Origin of the sequence: uncultured Martelella sp., assembly GCF_963677965.2 — a bacterium.
Lineage (GTDB): Bacteria > Pseudomonadota > Alphaproteobacteria > Rhizobiales > Rhizobiaceae > Martelella > Martelella mangrovi.
In genome coordinates this window covers 2,420,001-2,445,198 of the sequence record NZ_CAXXFM010000001.1, presented here as the reverse complement: position 1 = coordinate 2,445,198, position 25,198 = coordinate 2,420,001, and the positions used below count along the sequence as shown (strand labels likewise).

19 protein-coding genes, 1 tRNA gene and 2 rRNA genes (1 of these 22 running past the window's edge) are annotated in these 25,198 nt (G+C 60.3%); 9 read left to right on the top strand and 13 right to left on the bottom strand.

Features of this window, described 5'->3' with window-relative positions; translation table 11 throughout:
- Nucleotides 1-100: 100 nt before the first annotated feature.
- From ACHZCU_RS11445 to ACHZCU_RS11405, 9 genes are all read left to right on the top strand, one after another.
- Nucleotides 101-1,249: a mandelate racemase family protein gene (locus ACHZCU_RS11445; protein ID WP_319518874.1), complete on the top strand. Its 1,149-nt coding sequence runs from the start codon at nucleotides 101-103 to the stop codon at nucleotides 1,247-1,249.
- Nucleotides 1,250-1,324: 75 nt separating this feature from the next.
- The gene (locus tag ACHZCU_RS11440; protein WP_319518873.1) at nucleotides 1,325-2,917 is read left to right on the top strand and encodes an ABC transporter substrate-binding protein; all 1,593 of its coding nucleotides are present in this window, start codon (nucleotides 1,325-1,327) and stop codon (nucleotides 2,915-2,917) included.
- Between the two features lie 182 nt (nucleotides 2,918-3,099).
- Complete coding sequence (locus tag ACHZCU_RS11435; protein WP_106306246.1) at nucleotides 3,100-4,122, top strand: ABC transporter permease; 1,023 nt, start codon at nucleotides 3,100-3,102, stop codon at nucleotides 4,120-4,122.
- Nucleotides 4,123-4,124: 2 nt separating this feature from the next.
- Nucleotides 4,125-5,027 (top strand): nickel transporter permease, encoded by a 903-nt coding sequence (gene nikC, locus ACHZCU_RS11430; RefSeq protein WP_106306243.1) that lies wholly within the window; start codon nucleotides 4,125-4,127, stop codon nucleotides 5,025-5,027.
- 4 nt (nucleotides 5,028-5,031) lie between these two features.
- Nucleotides 5,032-5,877, top strand: a complete 846-nt coding sequence (locus ACHZCU_RS11425; protein WP_319518872.1) for an ABC transporter ATP-binding protein — start codon at nucleotides 5,032-5,034, stop codon at nucleotides 5,875-5,877.
- Entirely contained in the window at nucleotides 5,874-6,623 is a 750-nt protein-coding gene (locus ACHZCU_RS11420; protein ID WP_394706050.1) for an ABC transporter ATP-binding protein, read from the top strand. Before ACHZCU_RS11425 ends, ACHZCU_RS11420 begins: the two co-directional genes overlap by 4 nt.
- Nucleotides 6,624-6,775: 152 nt before the next feature.
- Nucleotides 6,776-7,567: a 2-dehydro-3-deoxyglucarate aldolase gene (gene garL, locus ACHZCU_RS11415; protein ID WP_319518871.1), complete on the top strand. Its 792-nt coding sequence runs from the start codon at nucleotides 6,776-6,778 to the stop codon at nucleotides 7,565-7,567.
- A gap of 41 nt (nucleotides 7,568-7,608) precedes the next feature.
- The gene (locus tag ACHZCU_RS11410; protein ID WP_319518870.1) at nucleotides 7,609-8,496 is read left to right on the top strand and encodes a 2-hydroxy-3-oxopropionate reductase; all 888 of its coding nucleotides are present in this window, start codon (nucleotides 7,609-7,611) and stop codon (nucleotides 8,494-8,496) included.
- Between the two features lie 212 nt (nucleotides 8,497-8,708).
- Nucleotides 8,709-9,149 carry a MarR family transcriptional regulator gene (locus ACHZCU_RS11405; RefSeq protein WP_319518869.1) on the top strand — a complete coding sequence of 147 codons (441 nt, stop codon included), beginning with the start codon at nucleotides 8,709-8,711 and terminating at the stop codon, nucleotides 9,147-9,149.
- Nucleotides 9,150-9,488: 339 nt separating this feature from the next.
- On the opposite strand, the gene ACHZCU_RS11400 is transcribed toward ACHZCU_RS11405, so the two are convergent.
- From ACHZCU_RS11400 to ACHZCU_RS11340, 13 genes are all read right to left on the bottom strand, one after another.
- Complete coding sequence (locus tag ACHZCU_RS11400; protein WP_319518868.1) at nucleotides 9,489-10,331, bottom strand: intradiol ring-cleavage dioxygenase; 843 nt, start codon at nucleotides 10,329-10,331, stop codon at nucleotides 9,489-9,491.
- Between the two features lie 18 nt (nucleotides 10,332-10,349).
- Complete coding sequence (locus ACHZCU_RS11395) at nucleotides 10,350-11,405, bottom strand: maleylacetate reductase (RefSeq protein WP_319518867.1); 1,056 nt, start codon at nucleotides 11,403-11,405, stop codon at nucleotides 10,350-10,352.
- A gap of 6 nt (nucleotides 11,406-11,411) precedes the next feature.
- Complete coding sequence (tsdA, locus tag ACHZCU_RS11390; protein WP_319518866.1) at nucleotides 11,412-12,398, bottom strand: gamma-resorcylate decarboxylase; 987 nt, start codon at nucleotides 12,396-12,398, stop codon at nucleotides 11,412-11,414.
- A 43-nt stretch (nucleotides 12,399-12,441) separates the two neighbouring features.
- On the bottom strand, nucleotides 12,442-13,968 hold the full coding sequence (locus tag ACHZCU_RS11385) for a bifunctional 3-(3-hydroxy-phenyl)propionate/3-hydroxycinnamic acid hydroxylase (protein WP_319518865.1): 1,527 nt from the start codon (nucleotides 13,966-13,968) through the stop codon (nucleotides 12,442-12,444).
- Between the two features lie 91 nt (nucleotides 13,969-14,059).
- Nucleotides 14,060-15,340: a TRAP transporter large permease gene (locus ACHZCU_RS11380; RefSeq protein ID WP_319518864.1), complete on the bottom strand. Its 1,281-nt coding sequence runs from the start codon at nucleotides 15,338-15,340 to the stop codon at nucleotides 14,060-14,062.
- Between the two features lies 1 nt (nucleotide 15,341).
- Nucleotides 15,342-15,815 carry a TRAP transporter small permease gene (locus ACHZCU_RS11375; RefSeq protein ID WP_319518863.1) on the bottom strand — a complete coding sequence of 158 codons (474 nt, stop codon included), beginning with the start codon at nucleotides 15,813-15,815 and terminating at the stop codon, nucleotides 15,342-15,344.
- Between the two features lie 59 nt (nucleotides 15,816-15,874).
- Complete coding sequence (locus tag ACHZCU_RS11370; protein ID WP_319518862.1) at nucleotides 15,875-16,882, bottom strand: TRAP transporter substrate-binding protein; 1,008 nt, start codon at nucleotides 16,880-16,882, stop codon at nucleotides 15,875-15,877.
- Between the two features lie 664 nt (nucleotides 16,883-17,546).
- Entirely contained in the window at nucleotides 17,547-18,659 is a 1,113-nt protein-coding gene (locus ACHZCU_RS11365) for an ABC transporter permease (RefSeq protein ID WP_319518861.1), read from the bottom strand.
- A gap of 3 nt (nucleotides 18,660-18,662) precedes the next feature.
- Nucleotides 18,663-21,425: a ribosome-associated ATPase/putative transporter RbbA gene (rbbA, locus tag ACHZCU_RS11360; protein ID WP_319518860.1), complete on the bottom strand. Its 2,763-nt coding sequence runs from the start codon at nucleotides 21,423-21,425 to the stop codon at nucleotides 18,663-18,665.
- Nucleotides 21,422-22,492, bottom strand: coding sequence for an HlyD family efflux transporter periplasmic adaptor subunit (locus tag ACHZCU_RS11355; RefSeq protein ID WP_319518859.1), 1,071 nt, complete (start codon nucleotides 22,490-22,492; stop codon nucleotides 21,422-21,424). Before ACHZCU_RS11355 ends, rbbA begins: the two co-directional genes overlap by 4 nt.
- Nucleotides 22,493-23,195: 703 nt before the next feature.
- Nucleotides 23,196-23,272, bottom strand: a tRNA-Met gene (locus ACHZCU_RS11350).
- 192 nt (nucleotides 23,273-23,464) lie between these two features.
- Nucleotides 23,465-23,580: ribosomal RNA gene (gene rrf, locus ACHZCU_RS11345) — 5S ribosomal RNA — on the bottom strand.
- A 391-nt stretch (nucleotides 23,581-23,971) separates the two neighbouring features.
- Nucleotides 23,972-25,198, bottom strand: a 23S ribosomal RNA gene (locus tag ACHZCU_RS11340); it runs 1,721 nt beyond the window's last position.

Here is a 25,198-nt window from a genome sequence, read left to right as displayed (position 1 = left end):
GAAAATATATGTCATACAAAGCTGTAATACAAATTAATAATGCGCAGCACCGCCACCAGCCAGGGACCGTGAGCGCTGCATTCAGGGAGGAAGAACGACCTTGCTTATTTCGGATGTCTCGGCCTGCACCTTCAGGCACAAGACGCGGCGGCACAGCGACAGCGCCGGACACGGCCATCCCGGTCCGGAGCACGACGTCCAGCAGGCCATGCTCACCATCACCACGGAAGACGGCGACAAGGGATACACCTTCTGCCCGCCTGAAGTGGTGCGCCCGCACGTTCTCGACAAATTCGTTCGCAAAGTCCTTATCGGTCAGGACTATCGCGACCGCGAACGCCTCTGGCAGGAACTGGCACACTGGCAGCGCGGCTCGGCGGCACAGCTGACGGACCGGACGCTGGCGGCCGTCGACTGCGCGCTGTGGGATCTCGCCGGCCGGGCATCGGGCCAACCTGTCTACAAGTTGATCGGCGGCTATCGTGACAAGGTTCTGGCCTATGGTTCGATCATGTGCGGCGATGAGCTGGAAGGCGGCCTCTCCACGCCGGAGGATTATGGCCGTTTTGCCGAAAAACTGGTGGCGCGCGGCTACAAGGGCATCAAGCTGCACACATGGATGCCGCCCGTCAGTTGGGCGCCGGATGTGAAGATGGACCTGAAGGCGTGTGCTGCCGTCAGGGAGGCCGTCGGGCCGGATATCGAGTTGATGATCGATGCCTTTCACTGGTATTCGCGGGTCGAGGCGCTGGAACTCGGGCGCGGGCTGGAAAAGCTGGGCTTCGCGTGGATCGAGGAACCGATGGATGAACAGTCGATGTCATCCTATCGCTGGCTTGCGGAAAATCTCGACATACCCGTCGTCGGCCCGGAAAGCGCTGCCGGCAAGCACTGGCACCGCGCCGAATGGATCACGTCCGGGGCCTGCGACATCCTGCGCACAGGCGTCAACGATGTCGGCGGCATCACGCCGGCGCTCAAGACCATGCATCTGGCCGAAAGCTTCGGCATGACCTGCGAAGTGCATGGCAATACCGCGATGAACCTGCATGTGGTTGCTGCGACCAAGGCCTGCAAATGGTATGAGCGCGGTCTGCTGCACCCCTTCCTCGAATATGATGACGGCTTCGACTACCTCAATTCGCTTTCCGACCCGATGGATGCGGACGGCTACGTTCACGTGCCGGATCGCCCGGGCCTTGGCGAGGATATCAATTTCGAACTGATCGAAAACAACCGCGTGTCTTGAACGGCGCGCCTTTGCCCCGGCCTGAATGACAGGCCGGACACCAGCAACGATGTCAAAGAACCTTTGGGAGGAGACATGAGACATCTTCTGACAGGCACTGCACTGGCAGTGCTTCTTGCAACATCCGCCCCGGCATTTGCCGAAACGCCGGACAATCAGCTGATCGCGGCCTTCAACATGACCAATGTGTTGACCATGGACCCGGCGGCGATCACCGGCGGCGAGGCCGTGCAGATCCTCAACAATTTTTATGATGCGCTGGTCGAACTCGACCCCAAGACCAAGGCGCTGGAACCGCGTCTCGCCGAAAGCTGGGACATTGCCGACGACAACATGTCGGTCACCTTCCACCTGAAGCCGGACGTTGTCTTCGCCTCGGGCAATCCGCTGACAGCGCATGACGTAAAATTCAGCTTTGACCGCAATCTCAAGCTCAATCTGGCGCAATCTTCGGGCCTGAAGAGCCGCGGGTTCACCGCAGAAGACGTGGACAAGGAATTTGTCGTTGAAGACGATCTGACGTTTACGCTCAACCTGCCGCAAAAGGACGACCCGAAGCTGATCCTCATGTATCTGGCGCAGGCCGGGGTCGGCTCGATCCTGGATTCCAAGCTGGTGCAGGAGAACGAAAAAGACGGAGACATGGGCCGCGCCTGGCTGACCAACAATTCGGCGGGCTCGGGCGCCTTCACGCTCGGCCAGTGGCGGGCCAATGAATATGTGATCCTGACCCGCAACGACGAATTCTGGGGCGGCGCACCGCAAATGGCGCGTGTGCTGATGCGTCATCTGCCTGAATCGCAGACCCAGCGTCTGGGCCTTGAACAGGGCGATTTCGATGTCGGATTTTCCCTGTCGGCCTCCGACCTCAAGGCGCTTTCGGAAGAAGAAAGTCTGACCGTCGAGACCGAACCCAGCGCCGGTTTCTATTATCTGGCCGTATCGATGAAGGACGAGCATTTCGGCAATCAGAAAGTGCGTGAAGCGCTTCGTTACCTGATCGACTACAAGGGCATCAATGGCGCGATCATGCCGTATTTCGGTGTCGAACGGCAGCGTCCGGTCAACACCTCGGCGTTCGGCGCCCTTGACGATCCGGGCTATGAACTGAACATCGAAAAGGCCAAGGAGCTGCTGGCCGAGGCCGGCTATCCGGATGGTTTCGACACCTCGATCCGGGTGATCTCGACCCAGCAGTTTCTCGACAGCGCAACGGCCATTCAGGGCACGCTCGCACAGGCCGGCATCAACGCCGAAATCATTACCGGTGACGGCGGCCAGATCTACGGCGCGATGCGGGAGCGGGAGTTTGCCCTCCTGGTCGGACGCGGCGGCGGCGGCCAGCAGCCCCACCCCGACTCCAACCTGCGCGCCCTGATCTACAACCCTGACAACAGCCAGGAAGCCGGGCTGACGAACTATCAGGGCTGGCGCACCAGCTATCAGGACGATGAGCTGAATGCGATGATCGAGGCCGCGCTGGTTGAACGCGATCAGGAAAAGCAGGTCGCCATGTATGAGGATATCCAGCGCCTGATCGACGAAAAGGTAACGTCCATCCAGCCGTTTTCCGAACGCGTGGTCACGGCGGCTTACCAGAATGATGTCGATGGTCTCATCATCGATCCCTGGGTGTCCAGATTTGAGGATGTGGTGAAGAACCACTGAGCCTAGAAACACTTTCAAAAAGCAGGCGCGGACATTTGATTTCCGCGCCTGCAGATGCCGGTTCAGGCAATGACGGGCATGGAATCTGTTATTGGCACGGGCATTCTGTATAACAGATTAGCCAACATGTGACACAGAACCGCCCAAACGGGCGTTCTTTCAAAACTCTGGGAGGAGTTGACATGCAAAATGAGTCAGGTCGCGCCGGCGGCCTGGTGGAACGGGTCGGGTCTATCCTTGTCACGCTCTTCGGTTTGCTGGTTCTGACTTTCGTGATCGGCCGCGTCATGCCGGTCGACCCGGTTCGCGCCATTGTCGGCGAGGATGCGACAAAGGAAGTCTATGAAAACGTCTACCATCAGCTCGGTCTCGACAGGCCGATGTGGCAGCAGTTCTTCTTCTATATACGCGATGTGTTCACCGGCGATTTCGGGACCTCCATTCGCACCGGCCAGCCCGTTATCCAGGATATCCTGCACGTTCTTCCCGCCACGATAGAACTGGCGACCTTCGCCATTCTCGTCGGCGCCGGGCTCGGCATTCCGCTGGGTGTTCTGGCAGCTGTCAAGAAGGATCGCTGGCCCGATCACGCAATCCGCGTTTTCAGCCTGCTGGGGCATTCCATGCCGATCTTCTGGACCGGCATGATCGGCCTGCTGATATTCTATGCCAATCTCGGCTGGGTCGGCGGCTCCGGCAGAATGAGCCAGTTCTATATCGGCATGGTGCCGGAACGCACGAACTTCCTTCTCATCGACAGCGCGCTTGCCGGCGACTGGGAGGTTTTCAGAAGCGCGATCCACCACATCATCCTCCCCGCTTCGCTGCTCGGCTATTCTTCCGCCGCCTATATCACCCGCATGACCCGTTCCTTCATGCTCGACCAGATCAATCAGGAATATGTCACCACGGCACGGGTGAAAGGATTGAGCCAGAGACAGACGATCTGGCTGCACGTCTTCATCAATATCCGGGTTCAGCTCGTCACCATCGTGGCGCTCGCCTATGGCGCGCTGCTCGAGGGCGCCGTTCTGATCGAAACCGTTTTCGCCTGGCCGGGATTTGGCCAGTACCTCACATCAAACCTGCGTATCGGAGACATGAACGCGGTGATGACCTGCGTTCTCCTCGTCGGGCTGATCTTCATCTGCCTCAACATCCTGTCCGATGTTCTCTATCGCGTATTTGACCCAAGGACACGCTGACCATGTCCGATATCACCAAACCGCTCGCCGCAAAGAAAAGTGCTGTGCCGCTGCAATCGCTGGGGACGTTGAAGAACATTCTCGTGTTCCTGGTGAAGTCTCCGACCTCCGCCTTCGGCCTTCTCGTGCTGGCCATACTGCTGTTGTGCGCATTGTTTGCGCCGCTTCTGGCGACCAGCGATCCTTATGTCCAGAACCTGCAGGCAACACTTCAGCCGCCAAGCGCCGAACATTTCTTCGGCACGGATGAGCTGGGACGCGATATCTACAGCCGTCTTCTCTATGGCTCGCGGATCACGCTCAGGATCATCTTTCTGGTGACCATCGTCGTCGGGCCGATCGGCCTGTTCATCGGCACCGTTGCCGGATATTTCGGCGGACGGATCGACAACGCCCTGATGCGGCTGACGGATATCTTCCTGTCCTTTCCGTCCCTGATCCTCTCGCTGGCCTTTGTCGCCGCCCTGGGCCCGAGCCTCAACAACGCCATCATCGCGATTTCGCTGACGGCCTGGCCGCCGATTGCCCGCCTTGCACGCGCGGAGACGCTGACCTTCCGCCGTGCCGACTATATCTCGGCCGCGCGGTTGCAGGGCGCATCCTCGGCGCGCATCATCTGGCGCTCGATCGTGCCCATGTGCCTGCCCTCCGTCGTCATCCGCCTGACGCTGAACATGGCCACCGTCATTCTGACGGCCGCCGGCCTCGGCTTCCTCGGTCTTGGCGCACAGCCGCCATTGCCGGAATGGGGCGCGATGATCGCCACCGGACGGCGCTACATGATCGACAGCTGGTGGCTGGTGACATTTCCGGGCATCGCCATTCTCTGCGTCAGCCTCGCCTTCAACCTTTTAGGCGACGGGTTGCGTGACGCGCTCGATCCCAAACAGATGAACCGGAGGTAAGGACATGTCCGAACACCCCATCCTTGATGTCCGGGATCTGTCGATCCACTATCGCGGAACGCCCGCACCTGCCGTGCGCAATGTCAGCTTCACCCTCGGGCGCGAGCGGCTCGGTATTGTCGGCGAAAGCGGATCGGGAAAATCAACCGTCGGCAGGGCCCTGCTGAAACTGCTGCCAACAGCCGATATCACGGCGCAGTCGATGCGCTTTGCGGATATCGACCTGATGAAGGCCAGCGAGCGGGATATGCTGAAGATCCGCGGCGCACGCATGTCGATGATCCTTCAGGATCCGAAATTCTCGCTGAACCCGATCCAGCGCTGCGGCGCGCAGGTTGCCGAAGCCTACCAGACACATCTCAGATGCTCCCGTGCGGAGGCCAGAAAGCGCGCCATCGACATGCTGGAAGCCGTGCAGATCCGCGACCCGGAACGGGTCTACGATCTCTATCCGCACGAGGTTTCCGGCGGCATGGGCCAGCGCATCATGATTGCCATGATGCTGCTCACCAATCCCGATCTGGTGATCGCCGACGAGCCCACCTCCGCGCTTGATGTCACGGTGCGACTGCAGGTGCTGAAAATCCTCGACGATCTCGTGCGTGAAAAGGGCATTGGGCTGATCATGATCTCGCACGACCTCAACCTCGTCCGCAATTTCTGCGACCGGGTGCTGATCATGTATGCGGGCCGGGTTGTTGAAGCGCGCGCCGCCAGCGAGCTCGACCATGCCGAACATCCCTATACGCGCGGCCTCCTTGCCGCCCAGCCGCATATCGGCGGCCCGCGCACGCCATTGCCTGTTCTTCAGCGCCAGCAATCCTGGGAAAATCCCGAAGGAGCGATATGATGAAATCGGTCAGTGTGGAAAAGCTGTCCATCAGCTTCGGCGCCATAAAAGTGCTCAACGACGTCGACTTCTCGGTCGAGAAAGGCGAATGCTTCGGCCTGGTGGGCGAAAGCGGATCGGGGAAATCCACGGTTTTGCGCTGCGCCTCGCTGCTCTTCGACAACTGGAAGGGCGAGATCAAATTCGGCGACCGGTCCGTCAACGAGATGACGCTGGAAGAACGCTGCCGCACCATGCAGATGGTGTTTCAGGACCCCTATGGCTCACTGCATCCGCGCCATTCCATCCGCACCGTTTTGAGCGAACCTCTGAAAATCCACGGCATCGCCGACCGCGAGGAACGCATGGAGCGCGCGCTTGTCGAAGTCGGCCTGCCGGCAGGTTTTCTGGATCGCTACCCGCATCAGCTTTCCGGCGGGCAGCGCCAGCGTGTCGCCATTGCCCGGGCGCTGATTCTGGAACCGGACGTCCTGCTGCTGGATGAACCGACATCCGCGCTCGATGTTTCGGTACAGGCGGAAATCATCAACCTGCTGGTGCGTCTGCGCGAGGAAAAAGGCTTCACCTATCTGATGGTCAGTCACGACCTCGCCGTCATCGACCATATGTGTGACCGCTTTGCCGTGATGCAGGCCGGCCGCATCACGGAGGTTCTGCCGCGCGAAGCCATATTGGGCAATCAGGCGACGGACCCCTATGCCCGCGAACTGATCGGCGCAAGCCTGGCCTATGAGCATGCGATGTAGAACAGGGGCGCCGTTTTTCCGGGGCGAACTTCGCAAACCACCTACAGGGACAGGCCGGGCGACGCGACAATACCGCCGCCGCCACACATCATCACAGCGGCAGCGGCGACACCTTGCTGCCTGCCGACACATTGGAAGGAAAAGGACCAGCCATGTCGGACGTCACACCCTATCGGGGCATTCCGAACCAGTTCCGCCAAAACATACTGAAGCGCAAGGTACAGATCGGCTGTTGGTCGGCGCTTGCAAGCCCGATTACAGCAGAAGTCCTGGGGTACGCCGGTTTTGACTGGCTGCTTCTCGACAGCGAGCACGCGCCAAATGATGTCCTGAGCCTGATACCGCAGCTCATGGCGCTGAAAGACAGTGCCTCGGCGCCTGTCGTGCGCCCGCAATGGAACGACACCGTCATTATCAAACGACTGCTCGACAGTGGTTTTTATAATTTTCTCATCCCGTTCGTTCAGTCGGCGGCTGAAGCAAAAGCGGCGGTTGCCGCCACCCGCTATCCGCCTGAGGGCGTGCGTGGCGTTTCGGTGTCGCAACGCTCGAACCATTACGGGACGGTGCCCGACTACATGAAGCTGGTCAACGAGAACATCACGGTTCTCGTGCAGATCGAAAGCCCTCAGGCCGTTGAAGCGGCAGATGAAATCGCCGCAGTCGATGGCGTTGACGGGTTGTTCGTCGGCCCTTCCGATCTCGCCGCAGGCTTCGGCCATCTCGGCAATCCCTCACAACCCGATGTCCAGAAGGCCATCCGCCATGTATTCTCGGTCGCCGAAAGCCATGGCAAGACGGCTGGCATTCTGGCGCCTGTAGAGGCCGATGCGCGCCGCTATCTGGAAATGGGCGCCAATCTTGTCGCCGTTGGTTCCGACCTCGGCGTCTTCCGCAACGCCACCCAGGCGCTCTGCGACAAATTCATATCTTCGCAGGCGTAAGGCCTGCCGACATCCACACGACACTTAAAGGGAGATAAGCGATGACGAAAATCGGTTTTGTCGGTCTCGGGATCATGGGGACCCAGATGGCCGGACGGCTTGCAGACGCAGGGCATGAACTGTTCGCCTATGATCGCAAACAGCTTGCAGACAGCCTCGCCGCAAAAGGCATCACCGCCTGCGCCTCGTCAAAAGAGGTCGCGGAAAAATGCGAAGTCTTCATTTCCATCGTGCCCGACACGCCCGATGTCGGCGCGGTGCTCTTCGGCGAAAACGGCGCGGCAGAAGGCCTGAGCGCCGGCAAGATCGTCATCGACATGAGCTCGATTTCGCCCGTCGAAACCAAGGAATATGCCGCCAAGATCGAGGCGCTTGGCTGCGAATATGTTGACGCACCGGTTTCCGGCGGCGAGGTCGGCGCGCGCGACGGCACGCTGTCCATCATGGTCGGTGCCAAGGATGAGGTCTTCGAAAAGGTCAAACCGCTTTTCGAAATCATGGGCAAGAACGTGACACTGGTGGGCGCGGTCGGCGCCGGGCAGACCGCCAAGGTCGCCAACCAGATGATTGTCGCCATGAATATCGAAGCCGTCGGCGAGGCACTGCTGTTTGCCGCACGCGCCGGCGTTGATCCGGAGCGCGTTCGCCAGGCGATTTCCGGCGGCTTCGCTTCATCGAAAATCCTGGAACTGCACGGTGAACGGATGATCAAGCGGACATTCGATCCCGGCTTCCGCATCAACCTGCACCAGAAAGACCTCAATTTGGCACTCACCGCCGGCCGCCAGATGGGCCTGTCGCTCCCCAATACAGCAACCTGCCAGGAACTGTTCAACGCCTGCGCAGCACACGGCGGCAGCGCTTGGGACCATTCCGGCATGGTCAAGGCACTCGAGCTTCTGGCCGATTTCGAAATCGGCCAGGACTAAGCCAAAACATCCAGACGGGGCCGGCTTCCGGCCTCGTCACTGACGACTGAGCTGCCCCTTTCAGCTTTCAGGACGCCGACATGAAATTCTTATGCTCATGTGTCACTGTCGCCTAATTGTTGCATTTACAAAAATTGCATAAGCGACTAAAATAGTCTCTGGAAATTGGGGGAGCCTGGCATGTGTCCGATGTCACACCCCGGCCAAAGGAGATGTTTGAAGTGCCGTATGAATTCACCGATTCGATACCCTATCTGCTCAATCGGGTTGGTGTGAGACTGGGGGAGCGTTTCTCAAGCCAGTTGCTCGAACACGACGTGACGCTTTCGATGTATCGCGTTCTGGCGGTGCTTAGGCAGCGGGGCGAGAAAACGCTGAGCGAGCTTGCCGAGCTTGTTTCGGTGGAAGTGTCGACGCTGTCGCGCCTGGTGGGACAGCTTGTCCGGCGCGGTCTGGTCTCCCGCGTTCGCCCGGTGACGAATGGCAGGATCGTGCAGATCAACCTGACGGAAAAGGGCACTCATCTGGCCGACCGGCTGATGCCCGTGGCGGCGATGTATGAGGAAACGGCGGTCGACGGTCTCGATCCCGAGACCGTGGTGGCGCTGAAACGCACGCTGCGCCATATCAACCGGAATATCTCGAAGCTCTGAGCGGCTGACAAAGCTCACTTTGCACGGGTGTCATTCTTATGCTTGACCCACAGGTGTCCGAGGTTAGCTATCGGCCATCAATCCGGCGCTTCAGTTGGCCACAGCCCTCCCGCCCTCTCCGGCGTCATCCTCGTGCTTGACACGAGGATCCAGCGTCGTTTGTCGCAAACAATGAACGGCGCTGGTCCCAATATCATAACGGTCGGAACCAACTGCTCACGCTTGTTGTGCGGAGAGGTACATGGATCCTCGTGTCAAGCACGAGGATGACACCTGAGAGAGTGGGCCGGTTTTGTCAGAAAAAACTGGAGGCCGTCGTCTCATCCGACTCCCGCCGCTTTACCCCACCGGCACCAGCACGAAGTCGAAATCGGAGCGCCAGACCGTGTCTTCGTCGTCAGACCGCACGAACGGCGCGATCAGGCTTTTCTTGACGCCGAAAACGGCATCGCTTTCCAGGTATTTGTCACCGCCCGCAAATGTGTGGGTAACCAGTTTCTGGAAGCCATCGGCGGTGACCAGAAAATGCATGTGCGCCGGGCGGTAGGGGTGGCGGCCCATATGGCCCAACATCTGGCCGACCGGACCGTCGTCGGGGATCGGATAGCTCACCGGCTTGATGCCGACGAACTGATAGGCGCCGTCCGGACCGGTGAAGAACCGTCCGCGATTGTTCCATTTGGGCTGGATATCCGGCTGCTGGACATCGTAGAAACTGTCGGCATTGTCCGACCAGACATCGATGCAGGCATTTTCGACCGGGTTTCCGTCAAGGTCCGTCACCTTGCCGATATAGCGGCAGAGTTCGCCCTTGCCGTCGAGCGATATACAGTCGCCCATCTGTCGGATCGGGGCGTTGGCGACATGGAAGGGGCCGAAAACGGTGTTCTCCGTCGCCCCTTCCGGACGCCGGTTGTTGATCGCATCCACCAACATCGAAAAGCCCAGAACATCGGACAGCAGGATGAATTCCTGCCGCTCCTCGGAGCAGATCTGGCCGGTGCGGGTGAGGAAATCAATGGCGATATCCCATTCATCCTGCGTGAGGTTGATCTCCTTGGCGAAGGCGTGAAGATGGCTGACAAGCGATGTCATCACTTCGCGCAGGCGCGGGGAAGCCTCGCTTCCCATGCGTTCATTGACGGTTTCGACCGATGCCTCTTCCGTAAAATAGCGGGTCATTGGTTTTCTCCTCTCCAATCAATCCGGGCGCTTTCCGGCCCATGCGCGCTGAAGCAGGCCTCGGATGCTCTTTCGGTCGAGCGGACGGGGGCTCCAGTAGGGATTGGCGGTGGCCAGTTCCGCCATGCGGTCCAGTTGCGTTTCGGTGACGCCGAGATCGGCAAGCCGCAGCGGCGCGCCGAGCGAACGGGCAAAATCGTAAAGCCCCGCACCGGCCCGGCCGCCGAACAGGCCCGCCACTGATGCCAGCGCTTCCGGCGCCGTCTCCTCGATAAAGGCAATCGTGTGGGGCAGCAGAATTGCATGCGTATCGGCATGCGGCAGGTCCAGACTGCCGCCCAGCGTGTGGCAGAGCTTGTGGTGGACCGACATGCCGACGCCGCCAAGCACCGTGCCGCACAACCATGCGCCATAGACTGCGCCGTCGCGCCCCTCGGCATTGTCCGGGTCGTCGACGATGGCAGGCAGCGCATCGCGGAACGCCCGCAGCCCCTCAAGGGCCATCAGCGTATAGACCGGGCTTCCGTCGCGCGCGTAAACGCCCTCGGCGGCGTGGGCCATGGCGTTCAGGCCGCTGGTGACGGCGAGATGGCGCGGCAGCGATGTGGTCAGGTCCGGGTCGTAGATCACCGTTTCCGGCAGGATCTCCGGTCCACGGCGCGTGGTCTTCACCCCGTTTTCGGTTTCGCCGAGGATCGGCGTCGCCTCCGAGCCGGCATAGGTCGTCGGGATGACCAGCTGCGGCGCGCCGTTGCGCGCGGCAATCGCCTTGCCAAGGCCGGTTGTCGACCCGCCGCCGATGGCGACGATGCAGTCGGCCCCGGCCTTTTCGAAGACTGCCACGGCGCGCAGGGTGACCTCGACCGGCGTATGCATGGTCGCGCTGTCGAAAAGCCCGGCGGAAAGAGGCCCGAGGCTGGCGGCCAGGGTTTCGGCCTGCCCGCGCTGCTGCGGCGTGGACAGGACGAGCGCCCGCGATGCGCCGAGACGGCGCACCTCGTCGGCCGCGCTTTCAAGTGTTCCCCGCCCGAAGACGATCCGCGCGGGGGAAGCCGTATGTGTGAAAGCCTGCATGGTAACCTACTCCAGTTTGAACAGCCGGCTGGCATTGGTCCGGCCGATCTTGATCCGGTCCGCCTCCGAAACCGAGGCGGCATCGAACCAGTCTGCGGCATGGTCGACATTTTCGAAAGGCCAGTCGGTCGAGAACATGATGCGGTCGGCGCCGAGTTCGAGAATGGCGTCGATCAACGTCTGGGTGCGGAAATTGCCGGATGTGGTGATGTGGAAATTCTCGTTGAAATAATCGGCGAATTTCCGCTTTGCCGGATGTTTCGGCGGCAACTTGACCCAGGCGTTGCGATGGTCGATCCGCCAGATCATGTAGGGAATGCCCTCGCCCATATGGCCGAGAACGATCTGCAGCGAGGGGTGTTCGTCGAACAGGCCCGAGCCCATCAGGCGCAGGGCATGGACGGCCGTTTCCTGGGCAAAGGCCCATGTCGGGCCGAGCAGCCACGGATGGCCTTCATAGATGCGGGCGTCCTGCGGCAGCGGGTTGCGCGGATGCAGATAGAAGGGCACATCCAGCTTTGCGACCTCACCCCAGAACGGGCGGTATTGCGGCAGGTCGTAATAAAGCGGGGTCTCGCCATCGCCCTGCAGGCTGTCCTGCGAGAAGCCGTTGACCAGCGCGCCGACGAAACCCAGCTCCTTGACGCAGCGATCCAGTTCGCGCGCGGCGGCATCCGGGTCCTGCATCGGCAAAGCCGCAAAGGCCCGGAAACGGTCGGGACGTCTGGCGCATTCCTCGGCCAGCGTGTCATTGGCGCGCCGGGCAATGTCGATAGCCGTTTCGCGGTCGGTGATGGCCTGGACGGCGGGCGCGTTCAGCGACAGGATCATGAGGTCGATCCCGTGGGCATCCATGAGTTTCAGCCGTGTGTCATGAATGTCGAGCAGACGGTGCTGGAGCTCGTCCCAGTAGGCGCCCGGCACGAAGCCGGCCGAATCCTGAAGCGTGTCGGGAATGGCGAAATGTTCTTCGAGGGCGATCTTGCCTTGCATTGACTATCCTCCTGATGGAAATCGTTTGATCTGTTTGCGCGCGTCAGCGCGGGCCGAGCGCGGACAAGAGGCCGCCCAACAGCGTTGAAAGTTCGCCCGGCGTCTTGGCGAGGCCGTAGACATAGCTGTCGGGACGGACGATGGCGGCAACCGCGCCGGTCTCGCTGAACCAGCGGCCATATACGCCGTTGGTGTCCCAGATATCGCCGCCGCCGAACATCTGCGTGAGGGCGAAGACCGCTTCGGAGCCGCCCATGGCCTTCCAGCTCTCAAGGTCGTTTTCGCTGATTTCCGAGAGTGCGGGTCGGTCGGCGGCGACGATCAGCCAGCCCGTACCGGCAATTTCGTCGAACAGCGCCGTCCTGGCCGGCGTCGAGACCAGCCCCTGCGGCAGAAGCGCGCCGTCATTGTCGATCAGGCCGCCCTTCAGCGGCGGATAGACGAGCTTGTCCGGCTTGTGATTGGCCTTGCGCGCGGCAATCATGCGGGCATCGCGTTCCCTGGCCTTTTCGGGATCGCGCATGGTCTGGGCGCGGCCGAGCTCGATGGCCTTGTCGGTGATGTAGCGCACATGCGGCTCGCGCTCTTTCTGGTAGGTGTCGAGAAGCCCGTCGTCGTAACCGGACAGCACCATGTCGAGCTTCCACGCCAGATTGCGGGCGTCGCGAATGCCCGAAACCATGCCCTGCGCCAGGAAGGGCGGCATCTGGTGGGCGGCATCGCCGGCCAGCATAATCCGGCCCTTGCGCCAGCTTTCGGTCACACAGGACAGGAAGGTGTAGTTCGCCACGCGAATGAGGTCTGCATCATCCGGGGAGAGATAGGCGGCGACGCGCGGCCAGACGTTTTCCGGTTTCACCAATTCGTCGCGATCCGCATCCGCTTCCAGCCGGAAGGAGAAACGGTGGTGATTGGGGCCGATATTGACGATCGATATCGACTGGGCCGGATTGCAGACCTGCTGAAAGGACGGAAGCCCCGGCACATTGCGGCGCATTTCGAAGTCGCAGACCAGCCAGTTCTCGAAAAAGGCGAGGTCTTCGAGCTTGCCGTCTAGATGCCTGCGGACAAAGCCGTTGCCGCCGTCGCAGCCGACGACATAGCGGGCGCGCACGGTCTGCTCCGTGCCGTTTTCGTCCCGGGCGGTCACCGTCACGCCCTCGCCGTCATCGGCAAGCGCGGTGACCGTCTGGCCGCTGCGAATTTCGACGCCGGGCGTGCTCCTGACAAGCGTGTCCATCGTGTCTTCGAGATGCGGCTGGTACATCATGTACTGGGACGGCCAGCCGCAGCGGCCGGGATTGTCGTACTCGATATCGAGCAGAACCTCGTCATTGCCGTTTATCCAGACATAGCCGCGCTGGATATTGGTGCCCGGCAGAACCTTTTCCGAAATGCCGAGCTTCTGGAACGTCCGCATGGTTTCATCGTCGAAAGCGGCGGCTCGGGGCAGATTGTAGAGACCCTGATAGCGCTCGAGCACGATGACGCTGCGGCCTTGCTGACCGAGAAGCGCGGCCAGCGCCATTCCTGTCGGGCCATAGCCCACGATTGCGACATCACAATCCATTGTTTCTCCTCCATCGGATACAGTTGATATTACAATTCTTGTATTTGCAAATAATAAGGCGCAAAAAGCCTCATTTTACGCCCGGCCGGTGTTATTTTCCGATCAGGATAGCCACACCGGCATTCGAGATTTCAGGGACATAGGTGATCAGCAGCAGTGCCACGAGATAGATCAGGGCAAAGGGAAGGATGCCCCGGTAGATGGTGCGCAACGGCATGCCGGAGACCACCTGCATGACGAAGATATTGATCCCGAACGGCGGCGTGAACAGGCCGATCGCGAGGTTCACGGTCATGATGATGCCGAAATGAACCGGATCGATGCCGACCGCCGTGATGATCGGCAGCAACAGCGGCGTCAAAAGCAGGATGGCCGACAGCGGATCGATCAGACAGCCGACAATCAAAAGCAGGATATTGAGCGCAATGAGCAGGACCCATGTGGGCAGCGCCATCTGCTGGATCAGCGCGACCAGCTGGCCCGACACCTGATTGACGGTGATCAGCCAGGAGAACACGCCGGCACAGGCAATCACGATCATGATCTGCGACGTGAAGGAAACGGTCACCCGCGCTGCGGCCAGAAGATCGGCCAGCGTCAACTCCCGCATCACCAGACAGCTCACCGCAAAAGCATAGAGACAGGCGACGCCGGCGGCTTCCGTCGGCGAAAACACGCCGCCATAGATGCCGCCGATGATGACCAGCGGAACGCCGGCCGCCCAGACGCCGCGTTTCAGAGCATGCAGGAAGTGGCCGAGCGACAGGGCATCCTCGCTGCCGCTTCGCGTCCTGCGCCCGACCCACAAGGCGTGCAGCGCCAGCAGGCCGACAATGAGCAGGCCCGGCACGATGCCGGCGGCATAAAGGCGCGGAATGGACTGGTCCGCCGCCGCGGCATAAACGATCATCGGGATCGACGGCGGCAGGATCACGCCGACCGCGCCGACGGAAACCAGCAGCCCGGCGGAATAGGCGTCGTCATATTTGTCCTCGCGCAGCGACGGCAGCATCACCTTGCTGACGGTCGCGACCGAGGCCGCGCCGACGCCGGTGATCGCGCCGAAGACCGCGCCGCCGGAAATCGCCGTCAGCGGCACCTTGCCCGGCACGCGACCCATGCTGGCGCGCATCAGGTCCATGAGGCGGCTGGCGATGCCGCCGCGGTCCATCAGTTCACCGGCGAAGATGAAGAAGGGCAGCGCCAGCAGCGTATAGGCATTGACGGAGGAAAACAGATATTGCTGCAGCGCCAGCAGCGGCAGATGCATCGTCAGCGCCATGGTGGCAGCGGATGCCGCCAGGAGCACCAGGAAGATAGGATATCCCAACAGCATCAGCACGACGGGAAGAACGACGAGTGTCCAGATCATCTCATTCACTCCCGCGCAGCGATTCGAACAGCCGGAAAACGGCGATCAGCGCCATGCCAACGAGGCCGACAAGAACGGTGCCCTGCACCAGCCAAAGCGGCACCTCAGCCATGTTGCTGAGCGTTCCACGCGCAAACAGACGGCTGATGGCGCTGTAGGAATACCAGGCGACGTAAAGACAGACCCCGGCGGTGGCCAGATGTTCGACCGGCCCCAGAAAACGCCTGAGTGGTTTGGAGAAACTGTCGGACAGCAGCGACATCCGCAGATGCTGGTTTTTCTGCGACACGCCGATGGCGCCGATGAAGACAATCCCGACCATGCTGAAGACGAGCGATTCATCCAACCACAGCAGGGTGACGCCCCAGATATAGCGCAACGCGACCCCGAGACAGATCATCAGGACCATGAGGATGAGCAGAAGGGCAAGCGCGGTCATCAACCAGCGCGAAATCGTATCGAGCGCGTGTTTCATTAAACGTGTTCCCGAGGGCGCGGCGCCGAGACGTCCGCGCCCTTATATCCGTATGACTGTTATTGGGCCGAGAGCCGCTTCACGGCGTCCTGCATGAAGGTGATTTCATCGGCCAGATCGGGGTTGTCGGCTTCCGCTTTCGGCATGATCCCGGCCACGGCGTCCAGATAGGCCTTCTGGTCCTCCGGCGAGAGGGTGAGGATCTTGCCGCCGTTTTTCTCCCAGATCGACTTGACCTGTTCGACTGCGTCGAGATTCCAGGTGTTGGCCTCGGTCAGCGCCTCGCGTGCGGCAGCCCGCACATCATCGGCCAGTTCCGGACCGATCATGTCCAGAAACGACTGGCTCGCCACCGCCGTCACCACCATGTAGCTTTCCGGCAGCACGGTCAGCCCCTTGGCGACATCGTAGTAATGGCCGGTGGTAAAGACCGGCAGGCCGGCGATCAGACCGTCGACGACGCCGTTCTGCATGGCGGGGAGAACCTCGCCAAGCGGCATAGAGATCGGCGAGGCGCCGAGCGCCTCCAGAGGGCCGGTCGCCAGAGCCGATGGCCCCGCCACACGGATCTTCTGCCCCTTCAGCGCAGCGATCGTGTCGATGGGTTTGACGCTGAGAATGCCGAGCGGACCATGGGGAAAGGCGGCGATGGTTTCCATGCCCTGATCGGCGGCGTAAGCCGACAGATGATCCTCGACGTCCGGGTCGGCCAGAACCTTCTGCGCCTCGGCCAGATCGCCGAACAGGCCGGGAACGTCCAGCACCTCGAACTTCTTGTCATACTGGACGAAGAAGGACGATGCCGGCGCCGTCACCTCGATCGTTCCCATGGCAACGCCTTCAACCGTTGCCGGGATCTGACCGAGTTGATTGGCCGGGAAAAGCTGGACCTCGATCGCGCCGTCCGTCTTCGCCTCGACGCCCTTCTTGAAACCCTCCATCCATTTCAAAATGACATCGCTGTTCGTCGGCGATGAAACTTTCAGCGTATAATCGGCGGCCATGACGGGCGCTGCCGAAAGCGCGGACAACGCCACAAAGGCGGCCGCCTGCAGAAATCTGGACATTCACTCCTCCGTTGATTTCAGTCTCCTCTGAAAACGGAAGATAGAACAGAAAATTTGCATTTGCAAATTTATCAGATGCATTTTTTTCTGATGCAAAAGATAGGAACGGGATATTGAGACCCAAAAACGATGAATGGGTCGCGCCAGCTCATCACCGCCGTCAATGGCGATAGCCCCGATGACGATACTCTCGTAACCACCTTGGCCTATCGCTCCGGGGCGGCAACACGGTTGTGGAACTGACCTCTAGGGGACTCCTTTTCGTCAGAGGTCATTCGAAAATCGGCTGATAATTCGAGATAACCATTGGAAGCAGGCGAGGAAAAACCCGCCAAACGACTAAGTTGCCCGTTTTTTTGCGTGTTTTTGGTTGCAGTGGCAGGATTTGGAGACTGTCTTATCCAGCGGAGGTCTCCACCAGGCGCGGGTGGTTGAACCTGCCCCGGTCAGCATCCGGGCCAAAACCAGCTGCTCAACCTTTGTCGAGACGCCGATGACAAAGCCTTATTTCGAGAATCCGGAATTTCGCCAAGTGGTTCGACGGGCTTACAGCCGTTGCGGCCTGTCTGACATCGGATGCCTTGGCGCTGATGACAGGAAGCGCCGTTAAAAGCTGGACGGCGGCTCAACGGCGCTTGTCCGCGTCAGGCAGAGGGGCCAAACGCTATTGCAGGAAAACCCGGAAACGGCGCAGCGCGATGGCGAACAGCGCAAGGCCGATCGCCGTCAGCCAGACAAGTTGCGGCCAGACGACATCGAGGCCCGCGCCGCGAAACAGTACGGCCTGCGACAGCGTTACGTAATGGGTGTTGGGCGCCAGCAGCATGATGTCCTGAATGAACTGCGGCATGCTTTCGCGCGGCGTCAGCCCGCCGGAAAGCACCTGCAGCGGCAGCAGCACCAGCATCAGCAAAAGACCGAATTGCGGCATCGAGCCGGCAACCGTCGCAAGGAAGATGCCGAGCGAGCACATGGCAAACAGCATCAGCGCGCTGCCGAACAGAAACAGCGTCATGGAGCCGTTGACCGGCACTTTGAGAACGCCCTGGACGACGAACACCAGGGACAGGGCGGCGGCTACGAGAACAACCAGCCCGATCGACCAGATCTTGCTGACCATGATTTCGAAGGCGGTGACCGGCATGACCAGCAGGTGTTCGATGGTGCCGTGCTCGCGCTCGCGGATCAGCGCCGCGCCGGACAGGATCATCGACAGCATGGTGATGCTGGTGATGATGTTGATGATCGAGCCGAACCACATCTGGCTGAGCTGCGGATTGTAGCGGGCGCGGATATCGAGCGAGACCGGAATGTCACTGCCGCCGGGAAAGCGGTTCAGATATTCGGCGATGGTCCGGTCGATGATCTGCTGGATATAGGTGTTGCCGGTAAACGCCTGGGTCATCCGCGTCGCGTCGATATTGAGCTGGAGTTCCGGTTGCCGGCCGGCCAGAACGTCCCTTTCGAAATTCGCCGGAATGTCGAGCACGAAGGTCGACGTGCCGGCATCCAGCCGCGCGTCCATCTCGGCGGTTGTGACAGTCTCCGGCGTGATGAAGTAAGGCGGGTAGAAGGCATCGAGAATACGCTGCGACAGCGCCGAACGGTCCTCATCGACGACGGAGATAGCCGCGCGGTTGAGCGTCTCCGGCAGGGCGACCGATGCTGTGTAGACCGAAAGTGAAAACGCATAGATGATCAGAATGACCATCAGCGTATCACGACCGAGGCCGCGCAGTTCCTTGATGCCGAGCTGGAGGATATTGTAAAATCGCATGACCTACCTCGCCTGCTTGCCGAGCAGCAGCGTGCCGGCGGCGACCAGAATCGGAATGGCGATGATCAGCGGCACGAAGGCCGTCTGAAGATCGCCGAAATCGAGCGCCTTGGTGAAGGTGCCGCGCGATATCGTCACGAAATAGGTTGCCGGGTAGATTTTGCCGATAAAGGCGCCCGCGCCCTCCAGCGCACTGACCGGATCGATCAGACCCGAATACTGGATGGCCGGAATGAGCGTCAGGAGCGCTGTGGCGAAAAGGGCCGCGATCTGACTGTTGGTCAGGGTCGACACCACAAGGCCAAGCCCCGTGGAGATGATAACGTAAAGCAGCGCCGCCAGCGTTAGGGTCAGGATGCTGCCGGTGAAGGGTACCCGGAACACCAGAAGCGAGGTGACCAGCAGCAGCGCGAAATTGAACATGGCGAGAACGACATAGGGCGTCTGCTTACCGAGCAGGAATTCAAGCCGCGTGGTCGGCGTGACATAGAAATTGACGATCGAGCCCAGTTCCTTTTCCCGCACGACCGAAAGCGTTGCCAGAATGGCGGGAATCAGCATCAAAAGCAGCGGAATGACTGCCGGCGCCATGGCCACGAGGCTTCGGATATCAGGATTATAGCGGTAGCGCGCGGCCACCGAATAGGCGGGCGCGACCGCCTGCGGTCCATAGACCTCCGCGATTTTCCGGCTGAGCCAGGCTGCGTAGACGCCTTCGATATAGCCCTGCGCCGTCGACGCGCGCATCGGCATGGAGCCGTCAAGCCAGACGCCGATCTCGACATTGCGGCCGCGCGCCAGATCAGCGGCGAAATTCGGCGGAATTTCGATGGCGAAGCTGATCTCGCCGTCGCGCATCCGCCGGTCCAGATCGTCATAATCGGCAAGCGGCGGCTTTTCGTCGAAATAGCGCGAGCCTGAAATGTCGAGCGTCAAATCACGGCTGACCGTGGTCTGGTCCCGGTCGAGCGCGGCATAGCTCAGGTTCTGGATATCGAGATTGATGCCATAGCCGATCACCAGAAGCAGGATCACGCTGCCGATGATCGCCATGGTGGCGCGGATCGGGTCGCGGCGCAGTTCCAGCGCCTCGCGCCATGAATAGCTCAACATCCGACGAAAATCGAAATTGCGCCTCAGAGCCCGTTCGGCGCGCGCATCCGAGGCGGCATCGTCCTTGGCCACAACCGGGGTGGCCTCTTCGTCCGCACTGTCCGTTACCGCTTCCAGATGGCTGATGAACGCTTCTTCCAGCGTCTCGCGGCCGCTTGCCGCGATAATGGCGTCAGGCCGGTCGCTTGTCAGCACCTTGCCGGCATGCATTAGCGAAATCCGGTCGCAACGCGCCGCCTCGTTCATGAAATGGGTGGAGATGAAGATCGTGACATTGTCATTGCGCGAGAGCGCGACCAGCATCCGCCAGAAATCATCGCGCGCCACCGGGTCGACGCCGGAGGTCGGCTCGTCGAGGATGAGGATGTCCGGCCCGTGGATCATCGCCACGGCCAGTGACAGGCGCTGGCGGATGCCGAGCGGCAGGGCGTCGGGCAGGCTGTCGGCGACTTCGGCAAGGTCGAAACGCGCAATCATCTCGGCAACGCGCGCACCGATCGTCTCTGCCGGCAGGCGGTAAAGCCGGGCATGCAGTTCAAGGTTCTGGCGCACGGTGAGCTCGGTGTAGAGCGAAAAGGCCTGCGACATGTAGCCAACCCGCCGGCGCACATCGATATTGCCGGGATCGACCGGTTTGCCAAACAGCTTGGCCGTGCCGTCGCTGGCCTCCAGAAGCCCGGTCAGCATTTTCATCGTCGTGGTCTTGCCGCAGCCATTGGAGCCGAGAAAGCCAAAAATCTCGCCCCGGTGGATGCGGAAACTGACATCGTCGACGGCGGTGAAATTGCCGAAACGCTTGCTCAGATGCTCCGCCTCGATGGCATAATCGCCGCTATCGTCCTCGGCGCGAGGCGTGATTTCCAGCGGCACGCTGTCGCTGCGGTCGGTTTCCGGCAACAACGCTACGAAAGCGGAATCGAGATCCTCGGTCGCCGTCTTTTCAAGAAGCTCGGCGGGACTTCCCGTGGCAAGAACCTTGCCGTCATTCATCGCCGCCAGCCAGTCGAAACGGGCGGCCTCCTCCATATAGGCGGTGGCGACGATGACGCTCATGCCGGGGCGGGCGGCGCGGATGCCGTCGATCAGGTTCCAGAACTGCTGTCTGGACAGCGGGTCGACGCCGGTTGTCGGCTCGTCGAGCACCAGAAGGTCGGGATCGTGAATGAGCGCACAGCACAGGCCAAGCTTCTGCTTCATGCCGCCGGAAAGCTTGCCCGCCGGCCGGTCGGCAAAGGGAGAAAGTCCGGTGCCCTTCAAAAGGGTCTCGATGCGCCGGATGCGCTCGGCCTTTGCGTGGCCGAAGAGCCGGCCGAAAAAGTCGATATTCTCGTAAACCGAGAGCGTGGCGTAGAGATTGCGCCCGAGCCCCTGCGGCATATAGGCGATGCGCGGACACACTGCGCGGCGGTGCTTGTCATCGGCGATATCGCCGCCCAGCACTGTGACCGTGCCGGTCTGCACCACGCGCGCACCGGCAATCAGCGACAGCAGGCTCGACTTGCCGACGCCGTCAGGGCCGATGAGGCCGGCCATACAGCCGGCGGGTATCGCGAGCGTGATGTCGTCGAGCGCCCTCGTCTTTCGGTAATGCAGGCTGACATGCTCGATATGGGCGACCGGCGCGGCACCGGCCGACTGTCCCGGCGTGGTCATTTGGCAAGATTTCCGTCAAGCATCTGCGGCCAGGGCGTGGCGGCATCGTAGCGCACATAGGCCATACCCGGCAGGCCGGTCTTGACGAGGTCGATATGCTCTGCCAGCAGCTCCGGCGCGATGCGGGCTTTCACCCTGAACATCAGTTTCTGGCGCTCGATTTCCGTTTCCACCGCCTTCGGCGTGAACTGCGCGACATCGGAAACATAGGAAATGCTGGCGGGAATGATGAGTTGCGGCGCGGCGTCGAGCACCAGCCGCGCTTCCGCGCCTATCGCGGTGAGCCCTGCCTGTTCCGTCGGCAGGAAGAAATTCATGTAGACATCGGTCAGGTCGACAATGTTGAGAACCCGGCCGCCCGCAGCAACAACCTCACCCGGCTGGGCAACGAGGTATTGCACCCGGCCGGGACGCGGCGCCGTCAGCACACTGTCATCGATGATGGTCTGGATATAATCAATGCTGGCCTGTGCCGCATCGATGGCCGCTTCCGCCTTTGCTAGCTGCGACTGGGCGGTGCTGATGGCCGCGCTTGCGGCAGCCGAAGAGGCTTGAGCGGCCGCCAGACCAGCTTTTGCCTGCAGCGCCGTGGCCTCGGCATTTTCCAGCGCCTGTCTGGAGGTGACGTTGGTCTGCACCAACCTTTGCGCCCGTTCATAAGTGGCTTGGGCGGAGTTGAGAGCAGCCTGCCGCTGCTCGACGATCGCTTCGGCGGCCCGCTTTTCGGCTTTTGCCTGTTCTATCGTGGCATTTGCTGTATCCAGGCCGGTTTTGGCGCTGCGCAGGCTGGCCTCGGCCTCGCGCTTCTGCGCTTCCAGTTGCCTTGTGTCCATTTGCACCAGTTTCTCGCCGGCGGTGATGAAATCGCCCTCGTTGACGAAAATTTCGCTGATGCGTCCGGCGGTCTTGGCGGCGATATCGATTTCGGTCGCCTCGATACGGCCATTGCCGCCGGCAATGCCTTCGGGAAGGCCTTCACCGTTCAAGTTACGCCAAGCAGCGTAACCGCCCGCCGCAACCGCGACAACGACAATAGTTGCGACCCATGCGCCAAGTTTTTTCGCCATTTTCATCTCCAAACGTCCCTGTGCAGGACGATCATCCGTGTGATACTCACCACCGTGCCTTCGCCGGCTTGAAACATCACCTGGACATCATAGTGGTCCGGACGACGAACACAATCCGCCACACCTGGTACCGAATGTCTCATGCGTATTTGAGATGCTCTCCGCGCTGACCTGCCGCTGCAGGGGCCTGCGTTTCAATTTGGTCGGCGTGGACGGATTACCGCAGCTTGGAAAAGTGGGATTCCCCATATTAACTTTGCCTGGTTCCTGGGATGTCGACTTGCTGGAGGTCGGCATGAGCACGAAGATGATAGAAGATGACTGGCGTGTCGCGCTTGAGTTTTTCCAGGCGTCACTGCCCCGCCGTGGCGCCAAAGGCCGAGAGGACCGGCTTTTTCTGGAGGCCTTTCATTATTTACGGTTCACAATATCACCTGTGACCTGCTCCCAGTTCTGTCCGCGTCTATAAATTAGGCCTGTTCACGTTGTGGTCCATAGCGTACCGGGTTGCAAATTCATTCGGGATGAGCCCGTCGAGGCTCGTGTGCGGCCGATGTAGTCAGGACATTGGTCGAGGACATCGTGCTGACGCCGGTGGATGGCAAGGTGGAGATCGATGTGCACGGCGATCTTGCCGAAATCCTTACGCTTTCGGTCCAAACGAAAAACCCCGCCTTGGGGGCGGGGTCATCGCAAGTAAAGATGGTTGCGGGGGCAGGATTTGAACCTGCGGCCTTCAGGTTATGAGCCTGACGAGCTACCGGGCTGCTCCACCCCGCGTTATGCTTGTGTATTCCGGCAACAAAAAAGCCGCCTTATCGGCGGCTTGGTATCGGCAGTCGCCGTTTGATTGTTTTGAGAAGATATTCTTTGCTCAGCGCGACTGCGCGTCGCCGACAGTTCGGCGCGCCGTGTGCAGCGTGGCCGCAGGCCACATTGGCGTGAACACATAAACGATGTTGCATTTGGCAGACCTGGCAGCGACTTACTCTCCCGTGCCTTAAGACAAAGTACCATCAGCGCTGGGGCATTTCACGGCCGTGTTCGGAATGGGAACGGGTGTTAAGGACCCCGCCATAACCACCAGGTCAGCCAAATGCAGCATGTTTTCGAGAAGCTGGAAGAGTTGTTTTGTCCTCAGATTTGTTTGCGCTCACGGGCGTACCGGCCCTTTCAGGGCCTGCCCTGCGCGGGCGCCTCGCATAAGCTCGGACGCGCAGTCGCGCTTGCGAAGCCTTTGGGCTTCGGTCCTTTTCCCTTGCTCTGCAAGAGTATGGAACGAACAAGGTCGTGAGGTCTGTTGTTGTATTGGCGCTTCGTCAGTCAGCAGTCACAATGCCTGTCGAGGGACGACCCTCAGCAGCTTGCCTGCGTCGCGAAGCGGCCCGTCCGGAGCGCAGCGGCCAAAGGCCGCGACAGCGTCAGGACATAAAGTTGATCGTGAAGCCGAAGGCTTCGCGATAAACATAAACAATGAGAACGATCAAGCCGATCGAGCGATTAGTACCGGTAAGCTTCACACATTGCTGCGCTTCCACACCCGGCCTATCAACGTTGTCGTCTACAACGGCTCTGATAGGGAACACTCGTTTTCAGGTTGGTTTCCCGCTTAGATGCCTTCAGCGGTTATCCATTCCGTATATAGCTACCCTGCTATGCGGCTGGCGCCACAACAGGTCCACCAGAGATACGTCCATCCCGGTCCTCTCGTACTAGGGACAGATCCTGTCAATATTCCTACACCCACGGCAGATAGGGACCGAACTGTCTCACGACGTTCTGAACCCAGCTCACGTACCGCTTTAATTGGCGAACAGCCAAACCCTTGGGACCTGCTCCAGCCCCAGGATGCGATGAGCCGACATCGAGGTGCCAAACAACCCCGTCGATATGGACTCTTGGGGGTCATCAGCCTGTTATCCCCGGCGTACCTTTTATCCGTTGAGCGATGGCCCTTCCACGCGGGACCACCGGATCACTATGACCGACTTTCGTCTCTGCTCGACTTGTCAGTCTCGCAGTCAGGCGGGCTTATGCCATTGCACTCAGCGAACGATTTCCGACCGTTCTGAGCCCACCATCGCGCGCCTCCGTTACTCTTTAGGAGGCGACCGCCCCAGTCAAACTACCCACCATACACTGTCCCGGATCCGGATAACGGATCGCGGTTAGACATCCACGAAGATAAGGGTGGTATTTCAAGGATGGCTCCACGCAAACTGGCGTCCGCGCTTCAAAGCCTACCACCTATCCTACACATGTCTTGGTAAATGCCAGTGTAAAGCTATAGTAAAGGTGCACGGGGTCTTTCCGTCTGACCGCAGGAACCCCGCATCTTCACGGGGAATTCAATTTCACTGAGTCTGCGTTGGAGACAGCGGGGAAGTCGTTACGCCATTCGTGCAGGTCGGAACTTACCCGACAAGGAATTTCGCTACCTTAGGACCGTTATAGTTACGGCCGCCGTTTACTGGGGCTTCGATTCAATGCTTGCACATCTCCTCTTAACCTTCCAGCACCGGGCAGGCGTCAGACCCTATACGTCGTCTTAAAGACTTCGCAGAGCCCTGTGTTTTTGATAAACAGTCGCTACCCCCTGGTCTGTGCCACCTCTCAATACTTGCGTACAAAGAGGTCACGCTTCTTCCGAAGTTACGCGTGCAATTTGCCGAGTTCCTTCAACGCAGTTCTCTCAAGCGCCTTGGT